The organism is Streptomyces lycii (assembly GCF_009735685.1).
Taxonomy (GTDB): Bacteria; Actinomycetota; Actinomycetes; order Streptomycetales; family Streptomycetaceae; genus Streptomyces; species Streptomyces lycii.
Genome location: NZ_WHPN01000373.1, coordinates 22,079 through 42,455 on the forward strand (window position 1 = coordinate 22,079; position 20,377 = coordinate 42,455).

12 protein-coding genes and 1 pseudogene are annotated in these 20,377 nt (G+C 74.1%); 7 read left to right on the top strand and 6 right to left on the bottom strand.

The annotated features are described in order from the left end of the window. Positions 1-140: 140 nt before the first annotated feature. Positions 141-779 (bottom strand): DJ-1/PfpI family protein, encoded by a 639-nt coding sequence (locus GCU69_RS25160; RefSeq protein ID WP_098755463.1) that lies wholly within the window; start codon positions 777-779, stop codon positions 141-143. 248 nt (positions 780-1,027) lie between these two features. Continuing rightward, positions 1,028-2,062, bottom strand: a pseudogene (locus GCU69_RS25165) (GlxA family transcriptional regulator); the annotation flags it as partial. 218 nt (positions 2,063-2,280) lie between these two features. On the opposite strand from GCU69_RS25165, the gene GCU69_RS25170 reads away from it, so the two are divergent. The 4 genes from GCU69_RS25170 (at position 2,281) to GCU69_RS25180 (ending at position 8,006) form a co-directional block, all read left to right on the top strand. Further along, the gene (locus GCU69_RS25170; protein ID WP_156207259.1) at positions 2,281-3,150 is read left to right on the top strand and encodes an SCO6745 family protein; all 870 of its coding nucleotides are present in this window, start codon (positions 2,281-2,283) and stop codon (positions 3,148-3,150) included. A 330-nt stretch (positions 3,151-3,480) separates the two neighbouring features. Next, a complete protein-coding gene (locus GCU69_RS34445; protein ID WP_257155904.1) occupies positions 3,481-3,606 on the top strand; it encodes an LPFR motif small protein in 126 nt (41 codons plus the stop codon). A gap of 182 nt (positions 3,607-3,788) precedes the next feature. Beyond that, positions 3,789-6,242, top strand: a complete 2,454-nt coding sequence (locus GCU69_RS25175) for a Tex family protein (RefSeq protein WP_156207260.1) — start codon at positions 3,789-3,791, stop codon at positions 6,240-6,242. An 846-nt stretch (positions 6,243-7,088) separates the two neighbouring features. Continuing rightward, the gene (locus GCU69_RS25180) at positions 7,089-8,006 is read left to right on the top strand and encodes an EamA family transporter (RefSeq protein ID WP_098754574.1); all 918 of its coding nucleotides are present in this window, start codon (positions 7,089-7,091) and stop codon (positions 8,004-8,006) included. Between the two features lie 6 nt (positions 8,007-8,012). Here GCU69_RS25180 and GCU69_RS25185 read toward each other — a convergent pair whose 3' ends face one another. From GCU69_RS25185 to GCU69_RS25195, 3 genes are all read right to left on the bottom strand, one after another. Beyond that, positions 8,013-9,659, bottom strand: coding sequence for an ABC-F family ATP-binding cassette domain-containing protein (locus tag GCU69_RS25185; protein WP_098754573.1), 1,647 nt, complete (start codon positions 9,657-9,659; stop codon positions 8,013-8,015). A 221-nt stretch (positions 9,660-9,880) separates the two neighbouring features. Further along, positions 9,881-11,605 carry a BCCT family transporter gene (locus tag GCU69_RS25190; RefSeq protein WP_098754572.1) on the bottom strand — a complete coding sequence of 575 codons (1,725 nt, stop codon included), beginning with the start codon at positions 11,603-11,605 and terminating at the stop codon, positions 9,881-9,883. Between the two features lie 181 nt (positions 11,606-11,786). After that, positions 11,787-13,097, bottom strand: a complete 1,311-nt coding sequence (locus tag GCU69_RS25195; RefSeq protein WP_156207261.1) for a M14 family zinc carboxypeptidase — start codon at positions 13,095-13,097, stop codon at positions 11,787-11,789. A gap of 330 nt (positions 13,098-13,427) precedes the next feature. On the opposite strand from GCU69_RS25195, the gene GCU69_RS25200 reads away from it, so the two are divergent. The 3 genes from GCU69_RS25200 (at position 13,428) to GCU69_RS25210 (ending at position 18,013) form a co-directional block, all read left to right on the top strand. Further along, the gene (locus GCU69_RS25200; RefSeq protein WP_098754570.1) at positions 13,428-14,156 is read left to right on the top strand and encodes a MerR family transcriptional regulator; all 729 of its coding nucleotides are present in this window, start codon (positions 13,428-13,430) and stop codon (positions 14,154-14,156) included. Between the two features lie 313 nt (positions 14,157-14,469). Then, on the top strand, positions 14,470-16,491 hold the full coding sequence (locus GCU69_RS25205) for a hypothetical protein (protein ID WP_156207262.1): 2,022 nt from the start codon (positions 14,470-14,472) through the stop codon (positions 16,489-16,491). A gap of 37 nt (positions 16,492-16,528) precedes the next feature. Then, the gene (locus GCU69_RS25210) at positions 16,529-18,013 is read left to right on the top strand and encodes an ABC transporter substrate-binding protein (protein WP_098754568.1); all 1,485 of its coding nucleotides are present in this window, start codon (positions 16,529-16,531) and stop codon (positions 18,011-18,013) included. Between the two features lie 153 nt (positions 18,014-18,166). Here GCU69_RS25210 and GCU69_RS25215 read toward each other — a convergent pair whose 3' ends face one another. Beyond that, entirely contained in the window at positions 18,167-20,350 is a 2,184-nt protein-coding gene (locus GCU69_RS25215; protein WP_156207263.1) for a 3-hydroxyacyl-CoA dehydrogenase NAD-binding domain-containing protein, read from the bottom strand. Positions 20,351-20,377: the final 27 nt, after the last annotated feature.

Sequence of the window (20,377 nt, forward strand, 5' to 3'; positions counted from 1 at the left end):
CCGGTCACCGCACCGCTCACGCCGGCCGTCCCCCGGCAGCGTCCGGGGACGGCCGCGGCCGGGAACGCCTCCGCCCGGCGACCGGTCCGCGCCGCCGCCGTACGAGCCGCCCCGCCGGCCGTCCCGCGAACCGCCCCGCGTCACTGCCCGAGGACGGCCTCGCGCCGGTCGCGCAGCGCCGCCAGGACCTCCGGGGGCGCGGTCCGGGGTGAGCCCGCGTCGTAGGGCGGGCGGGGGTCGTATTCGATGCCGAGCTGGATCGACCGGGCCACGGTGTCCCCCGCGATCCGGCCGGCCAGCATCAGCGCCATGTCGATCCCGGCGGACACCCCGGCCGCCGTGACGTACTTCCCGTCGGTGACGTGCCGTTCGCTCACCGGCCGGGCGCCGTGTTCCGCGAGCCGTTCCAAGGCACCCCAGTGCGTGGTGGCGCGGCGGCCCTCGAGCAGCCCGGCCGCGGCGAGCACCAGCGAACCCGTGCAGACGCTGGTCGTCCAGTCGGTGCGGGTGTCCGCCTCGCGGAGCCACTCGTGCACGGGGCCGTCCTCCATCAGGGCGTTCTGCCCGGGACCACCCGGTACGAGCACCAGGTCCGGGTGCGGCACCTCGTGGAGCGCCGCGTCCGCGACCAGGGCGAGACTGCCGCGGTCGCCCCGCACGGGGCCGGGGCGCTCGGCGACGAAGACGACCTCGGCGCCGGGGAGCCGGGACAGCACCTCGTAGGGGCCGACGGCGTCCAGGGTGGTGAGGCGGTCGAAGAGCAGGACGGCTGTCTGCACGGGTGGTTCCTTCCGGTGGATGGAGGGATGGAGGGAGGGAGGGAGGGAGAGGGGAGGGGAGGGAGGTAGGGGAGGAGGTGAAGGGCGCCGGGCGGGAGAGGTCGTCCCGCCGGGCGGGAGGGGGGACTGCGCGTGCGGGCGGGCCGGGAAGGCGCTCAGCCCCCGCTCACGGGAGCCGGAACCGGATCCGGTGCGTGGGCCGGTGCCTGGGCCCGGACCTGTGCCGCAGCCCCGGCCGGAACGGCTGTCGGGGCGGCCGGGCGGAAGCGGCGGCGGTACTCGGCCGGCGAGCAGGCGAGCGCGCGGACGAAGGCGCGGCGCATGGCCTCCGGGGTGCCGTAGCCGCAGGCCCGCGCGACCTCCTCGACGCCCCGCACCGTGTCCTCCAGCATCCGCCGGGCGGCCTCCAGGCGGACCTGGTCCACGTACCGGCCGGGCGGCACCCCGACCTCGTCGCGGAAGGCGCGGGCGAAGTGGCGCGGGGACAGCCCCGCGTGGCGGGCCAGGGTCTCGACGGAGAGATCGGCCCGCGGGTTCTCGGCGATACGGCGCTGCACCTCGCGCAGCGGGTCGCGCTCGGCGGTCTGCGCGGCCAACTGGGCGCTGAACTGCGTCTGGTTGCCCGGCCGGCGCAGAAAGACCACCAGGTGCCGGGCGACGGTCAGCGCGACGTCCCGGCCGCAGTCCTCCTCGACCAGCGCCAGCGCCAGATCGATGCCCGCGGTGACACCGGCCGAGGTGGCGACGTCACCGTCCCGGACGAAGATCGGTGCCGGGTCGACGTCCACCTCCGGGAAGCGCCGGGCGAGCGTGTCGCACATGCTCCAGTGGGTCGTCGCGCGGCGCCCGTCGAGCAGGCCGGCCTCGGCGAGCAGGAACGCCCCGGTGCACACCGACACCACGCGCCGGGCGCGCGGCCCGGTCCGCCGCAGCCGGTCGACCAGGCGCGGGTCGGGCGTGCGGGTACCGGGACCGCCGGGCACGAGCAGGGTGTCCGGTGCCGCCCCGCCGGTGCCCGCCCCGCCCGTGCCCGCCCCGCCGGTAACCGCCCCGTCCGTGACCGTCCCGCCCGTGCCCGCCTCGTCGGCGAACGCCTCGTCCGGCACGATGCGCAGTCCGCTGCTCGTGGTCACGGGGGCTCCGTCGAGCGAGGCCGTGCGGACCCGGTACGCGCCGGGGCCGCCGCACACCCGGGCCGCGCCGGTGAAGACCTCCAGCGGGCCGGTGACATCGAGGCTCTGGACGCCGTCGAAGAGGACGACCAGCACGGTGGGGTGCGTCATGCCCTTCATCGTCGCGCCCCGCCCCGGCGGCAGCAATGACGCGTTCCCCACCTTTCCTGCCGTACGGAGACGGGCTTCACGCGTACGGGCCCGCCGCGGCCGTGCCGCCACCGGTCCGGCGCCGGTCCGGGTCCGGTCCGGGTCCGGGTCCTGGCCGGGTCCGGTCCGGGTCCGGTGCCGTCTTCCCGCGATTCATTACCGGCAGGTAGCGTGCCCGCATGACGACCGATTCCCTCCCCGAGCGGGCCGGCCGGCGCTGCCACAACGCCGTGAACCCGCTGCACTCCGCGCTCTACTTCTCCCCCGAGTTCACCCGGGACTTCGCGGAGGCCGGCCTCGACGGCTTCGCCCCGGCCTACTTCGCCGCCCGGTCCGCGCCCATGGGCGCGGTCGGCCCGGGCACGGTCACGGCCACGTTCTACGTCTTCAAGCACGAACTGATCGCCCGGCACGTGCCCGGGGTGTGGGAGAAGGCCTCGCCGCGGGACGTGCTCGGCATACGGCTGCGGGCCGTGGACCGCATGCTCCGGCGGCTGCTCGGCGACGCGGCCGTCGAGTCACCGGAGATGGCGGAGGCCGCCGCCCTCGCGCAGCGGGCGGCGGAGGCGTGCGGCCGCCACTCCCGCCCGCTCTACGCCTCGCAGGCCGACCTGCCGGTGCCCGGCGAACCGCACCTCGCCTTCTGGCACGCGGCGACCCTGCTCCGCGAACACCGCGGCGACGGCCACGTCTCCGTACTCGCGGACGCCGAACTCGACCCGCTGGAAGCGCTGGTCAGCCACAGTGCCAGCGGTAAGGGCATGACCCCGAAGTGGATGCTGCAGACCCGCGGCTGGACCGAGGACGAGTGGCACGCGGCGCAGGACCGGCTGCGGGCACGCGGGCTGCTGGACGCGGACGGCGAGCTGACCGAGGCCGGCACGGAGCTGCGCAAGCGGCTGGAGACGGAGACGGACCGGCTCGACCGGGCCCCGTACGAGCACCTCGGGGCGGCCGGGGTCCAGCGGCTGACGGAGCTGGCGGGCGGCTGGGCCATGACGGCGTTCGAGGCCGGGGCGTTCCCGTCCGACCTCTTCGGCAAGGGCTGACCGGCCCGGCTCCGCCGGGGTCGCGGCGCCGGATCCCGCCGGACGGCGAGGCCGGGCGCCGAGGGCGGGTGCCGCCGTTGTCACGGGCCGGGCCCCGGTGTGACGGGCCGGGCCCCGCTCCGGACGCAGCGGGCGCCCGGGGCGGTCCGGCGCGGGACGGTGCGGCCCGGGGCGGGACAGTGCGGTCCGGCGCGGGGCAGTGCGGCCCGGGGCGGGACGACCGCGGATGTTTGCGCGGGCGGTGGGCGGCAAACCGATGCGCACGGCCGGTCGGCCGGCGGGCCCACGGCCCGCCCCGCCGCCGGCGACGCAACTGCTCAGGAGGTACTCGTGTTCCGTGCCATCGCAGACGCTCTCCGCGCGGTCGGCGGAGCCCTCGCCACCGTCGTGTCGCTGCCCTTCCGGCTCGTCGCCAAGCTGTTCGGCGGCGCCTCCCGGAGCACCCGCCGGGTCTGACGCGCCCTCCGGCCCGCCGGGCCCGGCCCGGCGGTGGGGCGCGGCCCCGCCGGCCGGTGCCCTGCCCGCCGGTGTCCTGCCCGCCGGTGTCCGCCCGGGGGTGTCCGCCTGTCGGCGGAACGCCTGTCGGTGCGGCCTGCCACAATGCAGGCTCCAGCACGACGACAAGGCGGAACGGAATCGTGACGACGTCGATTGAGGGCAGGATCGCCGAGGAGCTCGGCGTACGGGAGCGGCAGGTGAAGGCGGCCGTCGAGCTGCTCGACGGCGGTTCGACCGTCCCGTTCATCGCGCGCTACCGCAAGGAAGCGACCGAGATGCTCGACGACGCGCAGCTGCGCGCCCTCGAGGAGCGGCTGCGCTATCTGCGGGAGCTGGAGGAGCGGCGGACCTCCGTCCTGGAGTCCGTCCGGGCCCAGGGCAAGCTCGATGCCGAGCTGGAGGCCCGGATCCGGGCGGCCGACTCCAAGGCGCGCCTGGAGGACATCTATCTGCCCTTCAAGCCCAAGCGGCGGACGAAGGCCCAGATCGCCCGGGAGGCCGGACTGGAGCCGCTGGCCGACGGCCTGCTGGCCGACCCCTCGGTCGAGCCGCAGGCCGCGGCGGCGGCCTTCGTCGATCCGGAGAAGGGCGTCGCCGACGCGGCAGCCGCCCTGGAGGGCGCCCGCGCCGTCCTGACCGAGCGCATCGGCGAGGATGCCGACCTCATCGGCGAGCTGCGCGAGCGCATGTGGAGCCGGGGCCGGCTGACCGCGAAGGTCCGCGAGGGCAAGGAGGAGGCGGGCGCCAAGTTCGCCGACTACTTCGACTTCTCCGAGGGCTTCACGGAGCTGCCGTCGCACCGGGTGCTGGCCGCGTTCCGGGGCGAGAAGGAAGAGGTTCTCGACCTGGTCCTGGACCCCGGCGAGCCGGACGCCCCCGGCTCGGGCCCCACCCCGTACGAGAGTTCGATCGCGCACCGCTTCGGCATCGCGGACCGCGGCCGCCCGGGCGACAAGTGGCTCGCGGACACCGTCCGCTGGGCCTGGCGCACCCGGGTGCTGGTCCATCTCGGCATCGATCTGCGGCTGCGGCTGCGGCAGGCCGCCGAGGACGACGCGGTGCGCGTCTTCGCCGCGAATCTGCGCGACCTGCTGCTGGCCGCACCGGCGGGCACCCGCGCGACGATGGGTCTCGACCCCGGCTTCCGCACGGGTGTCAAGGTCGCCGTCGTCGACGCCACGGGCAAGGTCGCCGCGACCGAGACCGTCTACCCGCACGTCCCGCAGCAGAAGTGGGACGCGTCGCTGGCGACGCTCGCCCGGCTGGCCCGGGAGCACGACGTCGAGCTGATCGCCATCGGCAACGGCACCGCCTCGCGCGAGACCGACAAGCTCGCGGCGGACCTCATCGCCCGCGAGCCGGGGCTGAAGCTGACGAAGGTGATGGTCTCCGAGGCCGGCGCCTCGGTGTACTCCGCCTCCGCCTTCGCCTCCCAGGAGCTGCCGGAGCTGGACGTGTCGCTGCGCGGCGCCGTCTCCATCGCCCGCCGCCTCCAGGACCCGCTGGCCGAGCTGGTGAAGATCGACCCCAAGTCCATCGGGGTCGGCCAGTACCAGCACGACCTCTCCGAGGTGAAGCTGTCGCGTTCGCTCGACGCGGTCGTCGAGGACTGCGTGAACGGCGTCGGCGTGGACGTCAACACCGCCTCCGCGCCACTGCTGAGCCGGGTCTCCGGCATCGGCTCCGGGCTCGCGGAGAACATCGTCGCGCACCGCGACGCGAACGGCCCGTTCCGCAGCCGGAAGGCCCTCAAGGAGGTCTCCCGGCTCGGCCCCAAGGCGTACGAGCAGTGCGCGGGCTTCCTGCGCATCCGTGACGGCGAGGACCCGCTGGACGCGTCGAGCGTGCACCCGGAGGCGTATCCGGTGGTGCGGCGGATGACGGCCGCGGCCGGCACCGACACGCTCATCGGCAACACTGCGGTGCTGCGCAAGCTGCGGCCGGAGGAGTTCACGGACGCATCGTTCGGCCTGCCGACCGTCACCGACATCCTCAAGGAGCTGGAGAAGCCGGGCCGCGACCCGCGGCCGGCGTTCCGGACCGCCGCCTTCAAGGAGGGCGTGGAGAAGATCGGCGACCTGACGCCCGGCATGCTGCTGGAGGGCGTCGTCACCAACGTGGCGGCGTTCGGGGCGTTCGTGGACGTCGGGGTGCACCAGGACGGTCTGGTCCATGTCTCCGCGATGTCGAAGAACTTCGTGAAGGACCCGCGGGACGTGGTGAAGCCGGGGGACATCGTCCGGGTGAAGGTGCTGGACGTCGACGTGCCGCGGAAGCGGATCTCCCTGACGCTGCGGCTGGACGACGAGATCACGCCGTCCGGCGAGGACGGGGGCGGCTCCCGGGGAGCGCGGCGCTCGGCGCAGCCGGTCCGGCAGGGCGGCGGCCGCGAGGGCGACCGGGACCGCAGGCAGGGCGACAGGGACGGGAAGCAGGGCGACAGGAACGGCAGGCAGGGCGGCGGCCGGGGCGGATCCTCCGGAGGCGGCCGGGGCGGCCGGGGCGGCGGTCGCGACGCGGCTCCGGCGAACGGCGCCATGGCCGACGCGCTGCGCCGCGCGGGGCTGGCCGGGCCGGAGGGCCGCGGCCGCTGAGGCGTCCCCCCGCTTCAGCGCGGGGGCCGATGTGCTCACGTTCACGGGACCGATGCGGCCGGCATCCGCGTACGCGCGTGTGCCGGCCGCATCCGCATCCGCGTTCGCGCGCGTGTGCCGCCCGCATCCGCGTGCACGCGCGGGTGCCAGCCGTATCCGGAATGCACGCGCCGGTGCCGGCCGCCCGGCATGCACCCCACAGCGCCCGGGCAGGTGTCCCGCGCGTACGGCGCGGACACCGGCCCCTGCCCGGACACCGGACAGGGGCGGGACGGCCGCGTCAGCACACCGCGGCTCCCGCGTCCGACAGCCGCCTCCGCACCCCCCGTCCGTGCACGCGTCGGTGCCTCCCGTCCTCCGGGCCCTCGCCCCGGCGCTGTCGGCCCCGCCCCCGTTGTTTTTTCGCGGTCCTGCAAGAGGACCGCTGGCCTCCGGGCCCGGACCACGACCCCGGCGCTCTCGGCCCCGGCCGCCACGCCAATCCAGCTCGGGCCCGGACCACGCCCCCGGCACACTCGGGCCCCGGCCGCCACCCCGGTGCAACTCGGACCCGGACCGCCACCCCGATGCAAACTCGGGCCCGGACCACGGCCCGAGCCCACTCCCCCCACCCCCGGCCCGGCGCCTCCGCACGCCCCCGGCCCGGTGCCTCCGCACGCCCCCCGGCCCGGTGCCTCCGCGCGCCGCGCCCCGGTCCAAGCTCTCGCCCCGGGCACTCAGGCATTCGGGCATTCGGGCACTCGGACACCCGGGCCCGAGCCGCCGTGTCGGCGCGCTCCCGCCGGGGCCGTCGCCTCCGCGCACCCTGGGTCCGCCCGTCCGCCACCGGGGACTTAGCGTGGAGTCATGCCTGAAACTGTCGACACCACTGTCACCCCGGAGCCCGCCGCGCGGACGGTGGCCAAGGGCAGAGCCGGTGCCGCCGCCCTGGTCGTCGCCAGTGCGCTGTCCCTCCAGTTCGGCGCGGCCGTGGCCGCGCTGCTGTTCCCGCGGGCCGGTGCTCTGGGCGTGGTGACGCTGCGGCTGACGCTGGCCGCGCTGGTGCTGATGGTGGTGTGCCGCCCCCGGCTGCGCGGCCACAGCCGGGCGGACTGGGGCCTGGTGGTGGCGTTCGGGCTGGCGCTCGGCGGCATGAACACCCTCTTCTACCAGGCGATCGAACGGATCCCGCTGGGCGCCGCCGTCACCCTGGAGGTGCTGGGGCCGCTGGTGCTGTCGGTGGTGGCGTCCCGGCGCGCCGCCGCCTGGCTGTGGGCCGCCCTGGCCCTCGGCGGGGTGCTGCTGCTCGGCCGGGGCGGTTTCGACGAGCTGAACGCCGCGGGAGTCGCGTACGCACTCGGGGCGGCGGCGATGTGGGCCGCGTACATCCTGCTGTCCGCGCGCACGGGCCGCCGCTTCCCGAGGACGGACGGCCTCGCCCTGGCCCTGGTTGTCGCGGCGGCCATGACACTGCCGCTGGGTGTGCTGAGCGCCGGTCCGGCCCTGCTGGATCCGGTGACGCTGGGTCTGGGCGCGGTGGTCGCCCTGATGTCGTCCGTGCTGCCGTACAGCCTCGAACTGGCCTCGCTGCGCCGGCTGCCCGCCGCGACGTTCGCGGTGCTGATGAGCCTGGAGCCGGCCGTCGCCGCGCTGGCGGGGCTCCTCGTGCTCGGCCAGCCGCTGTCGCTCGTCGCGGCGGCCGCCATCCTGCTGGTCGTCGCGGCCAGCATCGGTGCCGTGCTGACCCCGCCGGTACGGCGCACCCCGCCGGTCACCGCTCCGTGACCGCGCTCACAGCTCCGCGACGCGCCCGCCGTCGACCGTGAGCCGCCGGTTGACCTGCACCGCGTCGAGCATCCTGCGGTCGTGCGTCACCAGCAGCAGCGTGCCGTTGTAGGAGGCGAGGGCCGCCTCGAGCTGTTCGATGGCGGGCAGGTCGAGATGGTTGGTCGGCTCGTCCAGGACCAGCAGGTTGACGCCCTTGCCCTGGAGCAGCGCGAGGGCCGCCCGGGTCCGCTCCCCCGGCGAGAGGGTGGTCGCGGGACGCAGGACGTGGTCGGCGCCGAGCCCGAACTTCGCGAGCAGCGTCCGGGCCTCCGCGGGGTCCATCTCCGGCGCGGCGGCGCGGAAGGTCTCCAGCAGCGGGTCGGGGCTCTCCCGCGCGAAGAGCCGGCCGCGGGCCTGGTCGACCTCGCCGACGACGACGCCCGGTCCGAGGGCGCTGTGCCCGGCGTCCAGCGGCAGCCGGCCGAGCAGCGCCGCGAGGAGGGTGGTCTTGCCGGAGCCGTTGGCGCCCGTGACGGCCACCCGGTCGGCCCAGTCGATCTGGAGGTCGACGGGGCCGAAGCGGAAGCCGCCGCGCCGGGCCTCGGCCGCGCGCAGGGTCGCCACGACCGCGCCGGAACGGGGCGCGGCGGCGATCTCCATCCGCAGCTCCCACTCCTTGCGGGGCTCCTCCACGACGTCCAGCCGCTCGATGAGCCGTTCCGTCTGACGGGCCTTCGCCGCCTGCTTCTCGGTGGCCTCGACCCGGGCGTTGCGGCCGATCTTGTCGTTGTCGCTCATCTTGCGGCGCGCGTTGCGGACGCCCTTCTCCATCCAGTTGCGCTGGGTTCGGGCGCGCGCCTCCAGCCCGGCGCGCTGGCCGGCGTACTCCTCGTACGCCTCCCGGGCGCGGCGGCGGGCGGTCTCCCGTTCCTCCAGATAGGCGGTGTAACCACCGCCGTAGAGCCGGATCTGCTGCTGGACCAGGTCGAGTTCGAGGACCTTGGTGACGGTGCGGGCCAGGAACTCCCGGTCGTGGCTGACGACGACGGTGCCCGCCCGCAGGCCGGAGACGAAGGTCTCCAGCCGTCCGAGGCCGTCCAGGTCGAGGTCGTTGGTCGGCTCGTCGAGCAGGAAGATGTCGTAGCGGCTGAGCAGCAGTGACGCCAGTCCCGCGCGGGCGGCCTGGCCTCCGGAGAGGGTGGTCATGGGCTGGTCGGGGCCGATGCCGAGGCCGAGGGACGCGGTCACGCTCTCGGCACGCTCGTCGAGGTCGGCGGCGCCGAGGGAGAGCCAGCGTTCCAGGGCGTCGGCGTAGGCGTCGTCGGCGCCGGGAAGGCCGTCGGCGAGGGCCTGGGCGGCGGTGTCCAGCACGGTCTGCGCGTCGGTCACCCCGGTGCGGCGGGCGAGGAAGCCGCGCACCGTCTCGCCGGGGCGGCGCTCCGGTTCCTGCGGGAGATGGCCGACGGTCGCGGTGGGCGGGCTGAGCCGTACCTGCCCCTCCTCGGCGGTGTCGAGACCGGCGAGGAGCCGCAGCAGGGTGGACTTGCCCGCGCCGTTGACGCCGACCAGGCCGATCACGTCTCCCGGGGCGACGACGAGGTCGAGCCCGGAGAAGAGGGCGCGCTCACCGTGGCCGGCGGCGAGGTTCTTGGCGACGAGGGTGGCGTTCATGAGACCGCTGATTCTAGGTGTCCGTACGCCGGGGCCCCAAGGTGTTTCCCACCGGGCGGCGGCGGGCGGGTGTCCGGGCCGCCGGACGGCGGAGCGGCCCTGAACGGGGGCACCGCTCCGCCGCCCGGGCCGCCGGGCGGTGTGCGGGGTCCCGGACATGCCGCGGGGCGCGGTACGACGTTCCGCACCGCGCCCCGACCGGGTGTGTCCGGCCTCTTCGGCTACTTCTTGCCGACCGGCTCGCCGGACGGGCTGCCGGCGGAGCCACCGCTGCCGTTGGACCCGTTCGAGCCGTCCGTCCCGTCCGTGCCGGGACCGATCCGGATCTCGAAGTCGCCGCCGTACTTCTCGTGGCCCGCGATGACGGCCGTCTCGACGGCCTCCTCGCCCTTCTCGCCACGGACGATGAGCGGGTCGCGGCGCAGGTCGCGCATCATCGCCACACACATACCGATCATGACGATCGTGAACGGCGCGGCCACGAGGATGGTCAGATTCTGGAGTCCGTCGAGAGCACTGCTCCCGCCGCCGCCGACCAGCAGCATGATGGCCGCGACGGCTCCGGTGACCACACCCCAGAAGACGACGACCGGGCGCGTCGGCTCGATCGACCCCTTCTGCGACAGGGTGCCCATGACGACGGACGCGGCGTCCGCGCCGGACACGAAGAAGATGCCGACGAGCACCATCACGAGCAGGCTCATCGCGGTCGCGATGGGGAACTCGCGCAGCACCCCGAAGAGCTGCCCCTCGGGGGTCGACTCGTCACCGAGCCGGCCCGCCTCCTGGAGGTGCATACCGGCACCGCCGAAGATCGCGAACCAGATCAGGCTGACGGTGCTGGGCACCAGGATCACGCCGCCGATGAACTGCCGGATGGTGCGTCCGCGGCTGATGCGGGCGATGAACATGCCGACGAACGGCGTCCAGGAGATCCACCAGGCCCAGTAGAAGACCGTCCAGCCGGACAGCCAGTCGGCGACGCCCTCACCACTGCTGGCCTCCGTACGGGCGGCCATCGTCGGCAGGTCGCCGATGAAGGAGCCGATGGACGTCGGCAGCAGGTCGAGGACCAGGATGGTCGGCCCGGCGATGAACACGAACAGCGCCAGGATCAGCGCCAGCACCATGTTGATGTTGGACAGCCACTGGATGCCCTTGGCCACACCGGACACGGCGGAGGCGATGAACGCCACGGTCAGGACGGCGATGATCGTGACGAGCAGACCGGTGCCGACCTTGCCCATCCAGCCCAGCTCGGTGATGCCCGTGCCGATCTGGAGGGCGCCGATGCCGAGCGAGGCGGCGGAGCCGAAGAGGGTGGCGAAGATGGCCAGGATGTCGATGGCCTTGCCGACCCAGCCGTTGGCGTGCTTGCTCCCTATCAGCGGCTTGAAGACCGAGCTGATCAGCTGCTTGCGCCCGCGCCGGAAGGTGCTGTACGCGATGGCCAGACCCACGACGGCGTAGATCGCCCAGGGGTGCAGCGTCCAGTGGAAGAGCGTGGTGGCCATGGCGGTTTCCATGGCCTGCGCGGCGTCGGCGGGGTCGGTGCCGGGCGGCGGGGTGGTGAAGTGCGACAGCGGCTCGCTGACACCGAAGAACATCAGCCCGATGCCCATGCCGGCGCTGAACATCATCGCGACCCAGGACACGGTGCGGAACTCGGGCTGCTCGCCCTCGGTGCCCAGAGTGATCTTTCCGTAGCGGCTGACCGCCAGCCAGAGCGCGAAGACGACGAAGCCCGAGGCGGCCAGGACGAAGAACCAGCCGCCGTTGTGCATCAGCCCGCCGAGCATCGAACCGGACACCCGTTCGAGGGTGTCGGTCGCGAGAGCGCCCCAGACGACGAACGCCAGCGTGAAGCCGGCGGCGACACCGAAGACCACACGGTCGGTCCGCGGGCGGCTGGTGAGATGCGGGCTGCCCGGCAAGTCGGCGACCACGAGGTCGACCGGGTCGCCTCTGCCGCCGGTATTTTCTTGTTTCTCCGACACGCGTAGACCTTTCGTTCCAGGGTAATGCGGTAGACCGCTACCCTTTACCACTGATCTCACGCACACAAATCGCGGCGCGACAGCATTGAGATCACACCTTTGCCTTCCCGGTGCCGCGCGTCACCGCGGGTCAGCAGTGCCGTACGGGCTGTGCCCGGACCAGGTGATGGGCCGCCCGCCCGTCCAGCAGCAGCGGGACCAGCCGGCGCAGTGACTGGCGCAGCGGGACGAAGGCCCCGCCGGCGCCGTCCTCCCGGGCGTGCACGCCGTGCAGTTCCAGCTCGTCGCCCACGTCCGCGTACTGGCCCGGGGTGAGCCGGTAGCCGCACGGCGGGTCGGCCAGGACCTCGTCCGGCTCGGCGGGGTCGTTGTCGGCGCCGCCGAGGCGTACGGGGCCGCGGTCGGCGTATCCGGCGAGGCGGGCCGCCGTCGTGGCGGCCTCCGTCCGGGCGCGCCGCCGGTCCGTGTAGTCGAACATCCCGCCCAGGGCGGCGAGCTGCGCGTCCACCCGGCGCCGGTTGTTGAGGGCGGGGTCGGCCTGCTCCTCCCCGGTGAGCGGATCGGTGCGGGTCTCGGCCAGCAGGCCGACGGAGTGCTTCACACCCGCGGCGTTGCGCAGGATGCGTTCCTGGCCGTCGCCCGCCACCTGCTCGACGGGCTCCCCGGTCTCCGGGTCGGTCCAGATGCCGTAGACGCCGGTGCTGAATCCGGCTTCCTCGGCGTGCGGGCGGACGAAGCGCTCGGACAGGGTGTGTGCCTCGTGGTGCACGGCGTCGCCGGTGTTGAGGTTGCGCGGCCACAGCGACAGCAGGTCCTTCTGGTAGTACGGCGGGGTGGCGCCGTACTCGTGCAGGTCGTGGACGACGTCGGGGCGGTGGTCGCGGAGGACGGCGGCGACGGCACGGGCCTCGGCGGTGGCCAGGGCCATGTGGTCCCGGTTGATGTCCACGCCGTCCGCGTTGCCCCGGGTGTCCGCGGCCCGGCCGTCGGGGTTGGCGGTGGGCACCACCAGGACGCTGGTCCGGCTCAGGAAGCGGCGGGTCTCCGCGTCCCGCGCGTAGGCGAGGTCACGGACCGTGGTCAGGCAGGCCTCGCGGCCGGAGGGCTCGTCGCCGTGCTGCGAGCAGAGCAGCAGCACGGTGTTGCCGCGGGCGGTCCGCCCGGCCGTGGGCGGCGCGTCGGCCCCGATCCGTGCGAGCTGGAGCGGCCTGCCCCGGGCCGTGGTGCCGATGCGGTCGACGGCGGCGCGGTCGCTGTCGCGGTCGATCCGGGCGAGCAGGGCCTGCTCCTCGTCCTGCCCGGTCCACCGGGCGCCGCCGGATTCCTCGAAACCGGTGCGGGGCGGCTGCGGCGCGGCACCTCCCGCGTGCGCGGGGGCGGCGGCGAGCGGGACGACGAGTGCCGCGCCGAGCGCGCCGAGGACGAGTGCGCGGGATGTCACGGGCTGGTACCTCCCAGGGGTAAGGGGTGCGGCGGGGTGCCGGGCACGCCCGGTGCCCCGCCGGCATGGGACCACGGCCGGACGCTACCGCCGGTGACTTTCGCGCAGAAGAGGGCGAGTTGTGGGCTGTTCGGGCAGATGTGCGCAGGGCCTGTGACGGACCCATGCCGCCGCGCGCCGGCCGGGCGGCGGGCGCCGGTCCCGGAGCGGGACGCGGAAGCCGGACGGACCGGTTGATCCGGGAGCTTTCACAACGGTGGTGAGACAGCAATACTGTTGAACGCGGGGCGCGGGGACCGTGCGCGCGCACAGGAGAGCGAGGGGTGGCGGATGAGCCAGGAGCTGACCGAACACGGCCTGACGGTCGACGAGCTGGCCGCTCGCGCGGGGGTGACCGTCCGCACGATCCGCTTCTACAGCACCCGGGGTCTGCTGCCGCCCCCCGAGATCGGGCCGCGCCGGGTCGGGCTCTACGGCCAGGAGCACCTGTCCCGGCTGGCGCTCATCGAGGAGCTCCAGCACCACGGCATGACGCTGGCCGCCATCGAGCGCTATCTCCAGCAGTTGCCCGACGACCTCAGCCCGCAGGACCTGGCGATCCACCGCGGTGTGGTCGCGGCCTGGTCGCCGGACTCCGCCGAGGAGGCCACCCGGCTCCAGCTCGAGCGGCGGGCGGGCCGGCCGCTGGACGAGGAGGACCTCGACCGGCTCGCCGCGATGGACGTGCTGATACGGACCGAGGATCCCGAAGTCTTCCGGGTCGACCCCGGGCTGCTCCACCTCGGGGTGCGGCTGCTGGAGGTGCCCATCGCGCTGGAGACGATCCTCGCGGCCCGCGCGGTCGTCACGGAACACACCCGCGAGGCGGCCCGGGAACTCAGCCGGCTGTTCCGGGACGAGGTGTGGGAGCCGTACCGGGAACAGGAGAAGGACCCGGAGCGGGTCGAGTCGATGCGGTCGCTGTCGGCGCACATGCAGCCGATGGTGGTGCAGGCCCTGGTGACGGCCTTCCAGCGGTCGATGCGGGAGGAGCTGCGGGGGGCGTTCCCGGAGGGCTGAGCCGCGCCCCGCGGCCGGGCGGGCGAGCGCGGCGGGCGAAACCGGCGGCCGGACGGGCGCTGCGGCGGCCTGCGCGCGCGGACGGACGCGGACGGACGCGGGGCGCCGGAACGGCGCCGGGTCCGTGGAGGATTCGGGTCCGCGGAGGATCCCCGTCCGTGGAGGATCCCCGTCCGTGGAGCATCCCCGTCCGTATCCATTCGATCACGGATGGGATGTTCTCCGGTGGCGGGCCGGGGCCGGAGGGCATGCTGCTCGTGGTCGGCGCGAGCGGCAGCGGCGACCGGGGCCGCGGTGACAAAACGGGGGGCATGTGCCGGATCAGCTGGTCGGACTGCGCGGCCGCGAGCCCGTACTGCAACTGGTCCGTGACTGCCTCGCCCTGCCGCCGGACGCCGACCGGCCGGTCACCGTGCTCCTCGGGCCGAGCGGGATCGGCGCCACCGACCTGCACGCCGGGATCAAGGAGCAGCTGGCGCCGGAAGTCCCGTGCGCCTACCTCAACTTCCTCCGCGCCGACGCCGGCGGCGGGCTGCCGCTGCGGACCGTTCTCGCGGGCGTCCTCCGGGAACTCGGCCGGAAGATGCGGGACTTCTCCGAGCCGGCCTTCCCCCGGCTCCTCGTCGGCCTGATCGCCACCGAGGCCCCGCTGGACAGCCACCACCGCCCGCAGGACCGGCGCAGTGTGTCCAAGCTCGTCCGGGACAGGCTCCGGGGACCGCAGGGACAGGGGCGCTACGACAGCCTGCTCGGCCCGGTCACCGAAGTCATGGGGGGCCTGTTCGGCGCCCCGCCCGGCGTGTCCGAGGCCACCCGGGAGGTGCTGTCCGCCGTGGCCCCCCGCCCCGGCCGGATTCCGCGGCGGCTGCTCGCCCGGGGCATCGCCTGGTACGGCGGCGGCCGGGTGCCGCCCAGTGAGGAGCCGGCCGACGCGCTGCTGGACCTCAACTCCTGGCAGCACGGCACGGGCGGGCAGGTCAAGGGCCCGGAGGACGTCGAGCGGGTGCTGCTCCGGGCCTTCCTCGCCGACCTGCGGGACCATGCCAGGGGCCTGCTGCACCACCGCTCCTTCCTGCTCCTGCTGGACAACTGCCACACCGAGGCCGGGCGGAAGTTCCTCCGGATGCTGCTGGAGCTGCGCCACGAGGACCAGGTGAACCGGCAGGGCTGCGACCCGCTCGTCACCGTGGCCAGCGTGCACCGGTGGCTGGACGAGTGGGGCCCGTACACCGGTGCCCAGTGGAATCCGGAGCCGGTGGAGTCGGACCGGGCCTCGCTGGACCACTGGGCCGCGACCCGCTCCGCGTCCGGCACCGAGGACTACTGGTGGTATCCCCTGGAGCTGCGTCCCCTGCGGCTGACGGAGACCCGTGACGTGTGCGCGGCCGTGCCCCGCGGCGAGGAGACCGCCCCGGCCGTCCAGCGGCTCACCGGCGGACTCCCGTGGGCCGTACGGCACACAGCCGCCACCCTCGCGGCCGCGCACCGCGAGCAGCCGCCGCCCGCCGACGACCCGTCGCTGCCGCTGCGCCGGGTGCCCGGCCTCCGCCCGCCGCACCCGGCCACCGGCCCGGAGCAGCCCGCGCCCAGCCTCGCCGACGCGTCACTCGGCTATCTGCTGGAGGAGCTGGCCGAGGACCCCGGCAGCCGCTCGGTGCTGATCCGCTGGTCCGCCGCCCGCGACCTGTCCGTCTGCGCGCGGGTCTTCACCTCCGGCGCGGGCCACCGCGGCAGTTCGCTGCGGGACGGACTCCGGGAGCGCTGGCTGCTCTCCGACTCCGAGGACGGCCGGCTCGTCCTCCATCCCTGGCTCCGCCGGCTTCTGCTGTGGGAGCTGGGCTCCGACGAGGCGCTCTGGCGGGACACCCACGAGCGGCTGGCCGAGCACTACCGGACCGGCCCGCAGGGGCAGCCGGAGCAGGAGCCCGGAGTGGACACGGAGCTGGAGGAGGCGTACCACTCGCTCGCCCTCGGCCGTACGGGGCCGGTCGCCGCCCTGCTCACGCGGCGTTTCACGAGCCGCACGAGCGAGGAGTGGATCCGCGACTTCGACCTGGTGACCTCCGCGCCCAACCGGCTCGACAAGAGCCGGCCGCCGCTGGCCCTGCTCGATTCCCTGACACCGGGCGATCACGGGCCGGCGATGTCCCTGGCGTCCGTCGTCCACCGGATGGTCGTGGCGCGGTGGATCTGGAGCGATCCGCTGAGCGATCCCGGCCGCCGGCTCAACGCCGTACTGGCCTCGGCCTACGACCACGTGGCGGCGCTGCGGAGCGCACGGAGTTCTCCGCTCTACGACGAGGCCGTTCGCTACCGGCAGTGGCGGGACCAGTGAGTGGTGACCGTTTCCGCGACAACGGGGAGTGTTCGAGATGAGTTCTTGGCGGCCGACCCGCCCGATGGTGCGCAGGACCGTCCTGGGGCTGGTGCTGCTGCTCGTCCTGGGCCTCGGCGGCCCGCTGTCCTGGGGCTGGTACCAGGAGCGGCAGGACCGCGAACGGGAACAGCGGGCCCGGTGCGCGGACGGGGTGGTCCGGCGCGGCCCGCTCGCGGAGTGCGTCGGGGTGAGCGCGCAGGACTTCGCCTTCACGCCGGAGCTGGCGGACGTGCAGCGGCTGATCAGCGACGAGAACAAGCGCGTCGTCCGGGAGGAGGACGACTACGTCACGATCGCCTACATGACCTCGCTGACGCTGGAGGAGGACGACAGCAACTCCCACGAGTCCGTACGGCGCCAGTTGCAGGGCGCCTATCTGGCCCAGTACCGCGCCAACCACGGCGACCTGACCGGCCGGCCGGCGATCCGGCTGCTGGTGGCGAACACCGGCAGCAACAGCGGCCAGTGGAAGTTCACCGTGGACCGGCTGGTCGAGCTGAGCAGGTCCGAGGACAGGAAGAAGCGGCTGCTGGCGGTGGCCGGGCTCGGCCCCAGCACCCAGCGGAACAAGCAGGCCCTGGAACGGCTCTCCCGGCACGGCATCGCCATGGTCGGCAGCAACATGACCGACACCGGGTTCGCCGGCATCCCCGGGCTGGTCCGGGTCGCGCCGACGAACGAGCGCGAGGCGGAGGCCGCGGCCGAGTACCTCAAGGACCGCGGCTTCGAGACCTCGGTGATCGTGCGGGACGAAGCGGAGGAGAACCTCTACGCCGCCTCTCTCGCGAAGGAGTTCCGGTCGGCGTTCCCCGACGACGAGCACAGCATCGTGGCCGAGGCCTCGGGTTACGACGCGTCGCGGCCGGACTGGGAGACCGATCTCTACTGGATCAGCCGGACGCTGTGCGACCAGGCTCCCGACGTGGTCTATTTCGCCGGGCGGGGCAAGCATCTGAAGGCGTTCCTCAACTCGCTGGCCAACCGCACCTGCCAGAACCGGGACTTCACGGTGATGGGCGGTGACGACGTCACCAATCTGACCAACGAGGACCTCGTCGAGGCCGCCGAGAAGGGCGTGGAGGTGCTCTACACGGGACTGGCGCACCCCGGCATGTGGGAGAAGGACAAGGCGGCCGTGTCCAAACCGTCCGCCGACTTCTTCCGGGACGGGGGGTGGATGAGCGAGACGTTCCCCAACGACCCGCGGACGGACGGCCAGGCCATCGTGTCGCACGACGCGACGCTCACCGCCGTCCAGGGGGTACGGATGGCCGCGCACGGGGGCAGCGACATGACCGGCGAGTCGGTCGGCCGGATGTTCCAGCTGATGCGCGGTGAGCAGCAGCGGGTGCCCGGGGCCGGCGGCTTCCTGTCGTTCCACCGGAACGGCGACCCGGTGGACAAGGCCGTTCCCGTGCTCAAGCTGCACCCGGACGGGCACTTCCAGCTGGACGACGTCGTACACGCCGACTCCGGGTGACGCCCGCCCCGGCGCGTGCCGCCGGGGCGGATACAGCGGAAGCCGGGCGGGGCACACGGCCGCGGGCNGGGCGGGGGAACGTTCCTCCGCCCGGCCCGGCTCGTCCGTGCTCTTACATGCGCGTACATGCGCGTCCGTGCGCGTCCGCGGTGGTCAGTCCCGCGGGCCGTCGGTGAAGATCTCGCCCTTCCGCGCCTTCTCCAGCAGCAGCGCCGGGGGCTCGAAACGCTCTCCGTACGCCGCCCGTAGCTGCCGGGCGCGGGCCACGAAGCCGGGGAGGCCGCCGTCGTAGCCGTTGATGTACTGGAGCACGCCGCCGGTCCAGCCCGGGAAGCCGATGCCCAGGATGGAGCCGATGTTGGCGTCGGCGACCGAGGTGAGGACGCCCTCCTCCAGACAGCGGACGGTGTCGATGGCCTCGACGAAGAGCATCCGCTCCTTCATGTCCGCCAGCGGGATCTCCGCGTCCGGCTTGGTGAAGTGCTCGCGCAGGCCCGGCCAGAGACCGGCGCGTCGCCCGTCCTCGTAGTCGTAGAAGCCGGCGCCGCCGCTGCGGCCCGGGCGGCCGAACTCGTCCACCATGCGGTCGATGACCTCGTCCGCCGGGTGCGGCTGCCAGGTGCCGCCCGCCTCCTCGACGGCCCGCCGGCTCTCCTCGCGGATCCTGCGGGGCAGTGTCAGGGTCAGCTCGTCCATCAGGGACAGCACCTTCGCCGGGTAGCCGGCCTGGCCCGCCGCCTGCTCGACGGAGGCCGGCTCGACGCCCTCGGCGACCATGGCGACACCCTCGTTGATGAACCGGCCGATCACCCGGGACGTGAAGAAGCCCCGCGAGTCGTTGACCACGATCGGGGTCTTGTTGATCTGCCGCACCAGGTCGAAGGCGCGGGCCAGCGCCTCGTCGCCGCTCTGCCCGCCCTTGATGATCTCGACGAGCGGCATCTTGTCGACGGGCGAGAAGAAGTGCAGCCCGATGAAGTCGCGGCTGCGCTCCACGCCCTCGGCGAGCAGCGTGATGGGCAGTGTCGAGGTGTTGGAGCACAGCAGCGCGTCGGGCTCGACGATGTGCTGGATCTCCTGGAACACCTTGTGCTTGAGCGCCGTGTCCTCGAAGACGGCCTCGATGACGGCGTCACAGCCGGCCACGGCCGCCGGGTCCGCGGCCGGGGTGATCCGTGCCAGCAGCTCGGCGCGCTTCGCCTCGGTGGTGCGCCCCCGGGCGACGGCCTTCTCCAGCAGCTTGGCGGAGTACGCCTTGCCGCGCTCGGCGGCCTCCTGCGAGACGTCCTTGAGGACCACCTCGATCCCGGCGCGGGCACAGGAGTAGGCGATCCCGGCGCCCATCATCCCGGCGCCGAGCACGGCGACCTTCCGCACCCGGCGCGGCTCGACGCCGGCGGGCCGGTTGGCACCGGAGTTGACGGCCTGGAGGTCGAAGAAGAACGCCTGGATCATGTTCTTCGCGGTCTGGCCGGTGACCAGCTCCGTGAAGTAGCGCGCCTCGATGACCTGCGCGGTCTCGAAGTCGACCTGGGCGCCCTCCACGGCGGCGGCCAGGATGTTGCGCGGCGCCGGGTAGGGGGCGCCGCCGGTCTGCTTGCGCAGGTTGGCGGGGAAGGCGGGCAGGTTCGCGGCGAACTTCGGGCTGGCCGGGGTGCCGCCGGGGATCCGGTAGCCCTCGGTGTCCCAGGGCTGCCGGGACTGCGCGGTGGCGTCGATGAAGGCCCGGGCGCGGGCCAGCATCTCCTCCTCGGTGTCCGCCACCTCGTCGACGATCCCGGCTTCCAGCGCCCGCCCCGGGTTGTACTGCTTGCCCTCCAGCAGGACCTTCAGCAGCGCGTCGGTGATGCCGAGGAGGCGTACGGAGCGGACCACTCCGCCGCCGCCGGGCAGCAGGCCGAGGGTGACCTCGGGGAAACCGAAGCGGGCCTTCGGGTTGTCCAGGGCGATCCGGCGGTGGCAGGCGAGGGCGATCTCCAGGCCGCCGCCGAGCGCGGTCCCGCCGAGGGCGGCGACGACGGGCTTGCCGAGCGTCTCGATGCGGCGCAGGTCGCGCTTGACGGCCAGCCCCGACTCGAAGACCTGCCGGGCCTGGTCCGGGCCGACGCTGCTGAGGTCGCGCAGGTCACCGCCGGCGAAGAAGGTCTTCTTCGCGGAGGTGACGATGACGCCGCGCACCGTCTCGCGCTCGGCCTCCAGCCGGTCGGCGACGGCCTTGAGGGAGGCGCCGAAGGCGGCGTTCATGGTGTTGGCGGACTGCCGGGGGTCATCCAGGACGAGGGTGACGACGCCGGTGTCGTCCTGCTCCCAGCGGATGGTGGTGGGCTCGCTGCTCATGTCCGTGTGGTCTCCGTAGAAGTCGCG